The organism is Brevibacillus sp. AY1 (assembly GCF_029870785.1).
Lineage (GTDB): Bacteria > Bacillota > Bacilli > Brevibacillales > Brevibacillaceae > Brevibacillus > Brevibacillus invocatus.
The window spans coordinates 1-3,285 of sequence record NZ_JAFLPN010000087.1 but is presented as its reverse complement, the minus strand read 5'-3'; the positions used below and the strand labels follow the sequence as shown (position 1 = coordinate 3,285).

General features: G+C 38.9%; 3 protein-coding genes. All 3 read right to left on the bottom strand.

Annotated elements, in window-relative coordinates:
* Window positions 1-116 precede the first annotated feature (116 nt).
* Window positions 117-407 (bottom strand): YiaA/YiaB family inner membrane protein, encoded by a 291-nt coding sequence (locus JZI27_RS24725; protein ID WP_251245171.1) that lies wholly within the window; start codon window positions 405-407, stop codon window positions 117-119.
* 604 nt (window positions 408-1,011) lie between these two features.
* Complete coding sequence (locus JZI27_RS24720; protein WP_280209820.1) at window positions 1,012-1,947, bottom strand: bacteriophage abortive infection AbiH family protein; 936 nt, start codon at window positions 1,945-1,947, stop codon at window positions 1,012-1,014.
* A 27-nt stretch (window positions 1,948-1,974) separates the two neighbouring features.
* Window positions 1,975-2,955: a DUF7669 domain-containing protein gene (locus tag JZI27_RS24715; RefSeq protein ID WP_251245169.1), complete on the bottom strand. Its 981-nt coding sequence runs from the start codon at window positions 2,953-2,955 to the stop codon at window positions 1,975-1,977.
* Between the last annotated feature and the right edge of the window lie 330 nt (window positions 2,956-3,285).

Here is a 3,285-nt window from a genome sequence, read left to right as displayed (position 1 = left end):
TCCTCACTTGGTTCTGAGGAGATTATCTCAAAGTGCGGTTTGTGTTTTGAAGGTGGGATTTATTTGACGCTTACGTATAGGCTGTTTATGTACGTACACCTAAGATGATACTTCGTCTACGTTTGGGAATTTTCCTTCTCCACTTTCGATACCTTTAAGTTAAATTCTCTTTCTTGCTCCTCAATAATCGCTTTATCTTCTTCATTGTCCCTCACTACTTTTTGGGTCAAAATAGCCCCGACGGCTACCAGAAGCATACACGCAATATAGTACCCCTTCTCATTCAATTCAAGAGAGCTCGCATTGTATAGACCGATTGAAAACAGGAGTACTCCTGCACCTAATGTAAAGTATGCCAGGAAGGTAAAAGCTGATGTATTACGCTTACGATGCCTTTGCGGATACATAATGAACCTCCTCACGATTTATGAACTTGACTAAACGAAACATTCCCTATATTTTATTGTTTTTCCATTTATTTCACAAGTGTGACTTTGCATCAGAAGCTTGCGCATGAAGAAAACTTCTATCGAGGCTAGGTCATGGAGGAGCAACCGCGTTTTAGCGGAATGTTTTACCGAAGCAATATCGGAAACGGACCTGAGGCACCTCGTCATGCGTTACAGTCTCCTTCTTCCCGAAAAACGCCCTCTATGCCTTATACACTTCGCCCATCTCTCACGCAATGCATGAACTTCTGTTCCTTGATATGTCGATAAACGGACATAAGGGTTGAGTGTCTGTTGTACTGACTGAATTCTCGATAATTTATACGGATTGAAGCACTTAAGGAAGATTGAAGTTGATAATTCCTCTTCCAATATTCATCAAAAACCATGTGTTACTACACTTTTACTTGAGCTCTAGAGTTCCCGTTAGTTCAACAATTTTTCCGTTACTTGTGATACAGCTCACCTTATCTATTGATAGGGTAAACAAACTACCTTATAAATACGACCGTCGGTTTACTTTAGCCTACGGTCATTTACTTAAATTTATCTCGAACCTAACTCATGAAACACTAAACGTCTCAAACTTTCCCTTGAATCCACATGATCTTATAATCGCTTGATACTTGCTACTTTCATCATCATTGTTGTTACGCTCATGCAAAAACCAAGTGACGTGTGCCGTGGACATTCTCCTACAAATTTCTTGTACATACACTTCATCGACCTTGGAAAAAGAAAATCCAAACGAATATATTTCATTTACCACGTTCGAGATATCTTGAAAGAATGCTTGACTTGTAGCAATCGCACCTTTAGTATTTTTTCTCAATTTCTCTTGCATAGCCTGTAAAGAATCCTCAGAGCCAATATGACGATTCATAAAATCTTCTGTGTAGTCGGTATCATCTCCATGACCGAATAGCAGTTCCCCACCCTGTTTTCCGTGGATATGACAAACATTCTTAGCTCCATACAGAATCTCTAGTGTTTCTGTATAGTTAAACGTCAGGAACCAATCCTTGTCTCTGTCGATAAGTTTTTCGAACCTAGCAATTGGCTGAGTATCGATAATTTCAATCGTATCTATCCAATCAGCAAAATAATCTGTAATTTCTAAGATAGCTCCTACTAGATTAGCAGCTAAATCTTGATTCCTGTAAACTTCGTGATAAGGATTGTCATCTTCGTCTCCATCATCTAACCAATTATCCATATATTCATGTAAGTCTAAATGTCCAAGTGATGTTTCAAGATTACTCCAGTTTTCACCATCGGGTTCAGCACTGCTTATGACCTCCATGATAAACCCTACGGCATCAACGTCTTCATATTCTATGCCACCATCAGGCATTACTCTCGACGATTCTGGCGTATTGTATCCATCGAATGACGCATCCGGGTAGTTTTCCTTCAAGTATTGATGAAAATCCTCATAGGATGTGTTTAAGCCATGGGCACGATCAAAACCATTGCCTATTATAAACAATTTGCTCATTCATAATCACACTCTCTGTTTTGGTCTTCAGCTAGTTTGGTTACCAGCCAACTTCCCTTCCCATGTCCATTCTCCATCCACATTCTTATTATATAGACGATACACACCCTTACTAACATAGTAATATAAATCCTGCTGACCAGACGGATAGTGCTTACGAGATGGATGATTAACGCAATCGCAATAAATTTGACAACGAACAGTGGAACGATTAATTTCGGGGTACTCCTGTATCAACTCGTTGATAACGTCCGTAAGCCGAAACTCTTTTGTTAGATCATCACTCGTAATTTTCTTAACCGCTTCCTGTACAACAGACTTGATCTTAATAGGCTGACTCCATCTTACAGAATTACCACCTATTCCGGTCTTCGTGGTGGATGCAATACCGAGTTCGTCATAACTACCTATTTTCTCTGTGCTGATGATATATTCGCCCTGCCCTGACTTAAACACTTTATATTCGATACAAAGAATCTTCACTTGATACTTGGTACGCAGATGTGAGGTGACTTGTCTTATGAGTGGCGTCACTTCTTCTGCAACTATGAATATCTTCTGATTGCGATTAAACTCAATCACGACTTCACTATCTGCGTCAGGATCAAATACATCTTTATGTCTCTGAATTAAATCACTAGAATCGTCAGGATTCCGAGATTTAAAATATTCGCTAGCCATCTTGTTCAGATCATCAAATGTAAGGCTCGAAGCCCATGATGCATACTCAAGTGCTTGTGCAACGACTTCTCGCGGTGTTTTCCCTTTCTTCAACTCAACAATAACTAAATCTCCGGATGAATCAATGCCAAGCAAGTCAGGATACTTGCCTGATTCCCCAATAGAAGCTTTGACCTGCCTACCAATCCATATGAGAGTATCGCCATCATCTTCCTCAAACAAAACATTCGGGCTATTCTCAAGCCAGTTTTCAAAGTCTTTCTCATAGTCGATATTGCCAATGATAACTTTCTCTAAGATTCCCGATGATAGCTGTTCAGATTTCAATGCTAATTTGTATAGCCCATAAGATCTCCGCCCTCTGCATGACATTCTTAAAACATATATACAGTGATTTGGTAGTTAGTTAAGTAAAATCTATGCCTTTGTGCTCTCTGCCACCTGTTGTCTACATATGTCTAATCAAAAATCTGTCCTACAATACCAATTTTACCCTACAGGGAACTTCCAATAAATGCCCTAATCTATCTATTATAAAAATCGCTTATCTGTAACGTAGAAATAACAATTTTCTTTTCTATTAAATGAATCAATTTCATAATTGCTCATCTTAAAAATATACAGACTGCCCCAATCTCTTCTTTATCCTTTTTTAAA